Genomic DNA, 1,762 nt, shown 5'->3' on the forward strand with positions numbered 1-1,762 from the left:
TTACTTTTCTATCAGACAATCTGTTGTGGGCACTGCGCGGAAAGGTATCTTCAGGTAAGGAGGTGATCCAACCGCAGGTTCCCCTACGGTTACCTTGTTACGACTTCACCCCAGTCATGAATCACAAAGTGGTAAGCGCCCTCCCGAAGGTTAAGCTACCTACTTCTTTTGCAACCCACTCCCATGGTGTGACGGGCGGTGTGTACAAGGCCCGGGAACGTATTCACCGTAGCATTCTGATCTACGATTACTAGCGATTCCGACTTCACGGAGTCGAGTTGCAGACTCCGATCCGGACTACGACGCACTTTATGAGGTCCGCTTGCTCTCGCGAGGTCGCTTCTCTTTGTATGCGCCATTGTAGCACGTGTGTAGCCCTGGCCGTAAGGGCCATGATGACTTGACGTCATCCCCACCTTCCTCCGGTTTATCACCGGCAGTCTCCTTTGAGTTCCCGGCACTACCCGCTGGCAACAAAGGATAAGGGTTGCGCTCGTTGCGGGACTTAACCCAACATTTCACAACACGAGCTGACGACAGCCATGCAGCACCTGTCTCAGAGTTCCCGAAGGCACCAATCCATCTCTGGAAAGTTCTCTGGATGTCAAGGCCAGGTAAGGTTCTTCGCGTTGCATCGAATTAAACCACATGCTCCACCGCTTGTGCGGGCCCCCGTCAATTCATTTGAGTTTTAACCTTGCGGCCGTACTCCCCAGGCGGTCGACTTAACGCGTTAGCTCCGGAAGCCACGCCTCAAGGGCACAACCTCCAAGTCGACATCGTTTACGGCGTGGACTACCAGGGTATCTAATCCTGTTTGCTCCCCACGCTTTCGCACCTGAGCGTCAGTCTTCGTCCAGGGGGCCGCCTTCGCCACCGGTATTCCTCCAGATCTCTACGCATTTCACCGCTACACCTGGAATTCTACCCCCCTCTACGAGACTCAAGCCTGCCAGTTTCAAATGCAGTTCCCAGGTTAAGCCCGGGGATTTCACATCTGACTTAACAGACCGCCTGCGTGCGCTTTACGCCCAGTAATTCCGATTAACGCTTGCACCCTCCGTATTACCGCGGCTGCTGGCACGGAGTTAGCCGGTGCTTCTTCTGCGGGTAACGTCAATCGGCAAGGTTATTAACCTTACCGCCTTCCTCCCCGCTGAAAGTACTTTACAACCCGAAGGCCTTCTTCATACACGCGGCATGGCTGCATCAGGCTTGCGCCCATTGTGCAATATTCCCCACTGCTGCCTCCCGTAGGAGTCTGGACCGTGTCTCAGTTCCAGTGTGGCTGGTCATCCTCTCAGACCAGCTAGGGATCGTCGCCTAGGTGAGCCGTTACCCCACCTACTAGCTAATCCCATCTGGGCACATCCGATGGCGTGAGGCCCGAAGGTCCCCCACTTTGGTCTTGCGACGTTATGCGGTATTAGCTACCGTTTCCAGTAGTTATCCCCCGCCATCGGGCAGTTTCCCAGACATTACTCACCCGTCCGCCACTCGTCACCCGAAGAGCAAGCTCTTCTGTGCTACCGTCCGACTTGCATGTGTTAGGCCTGCCGCCAGCGTTCAATCTGAGCCATGATCAAACTCTTCAATTTAAAGTTTGATTTGCTTAAACAAGTTAAGCGGTGCTCTGTGAATTAAACTTCGTAATGAATTACGTGTTCACTCAGCAAAGACTTGATATTTTTTAAAGCCCGGAGGCTTGTGATATCAATCCCGTGAGTGCCCACACAGATTGTCTGATAAATTGTTAAAGAGC

Annotated in this window: 1 rRNA gene; it reads right to left on the reverse strand. The window is 53.3% G+C overall.

Annotation, left to right across the window (positions count from 1 at the left end):
• Window positions 1-55: 55 nt before the first annotated feature.
• Window positions 56-1,598, reverse strand: a 16S ribosomal RNA gene (locus HA48_RS21835).
• Between the last annotated feature and the right edge of the window lie 164 nt (window positions 1,599-1,762).

Origin of the sequence: Pantoea wallisii (assembly GCF_002095485.1) — a bacterium.
In the GTDB taxonomy this organism is placed as follows: Bacteria; Pseudomonadota; Gammaproteobacteria; order Enterobacterales; family Enterobacteriaceae; genus Pantoea; species Pantoea wallisii.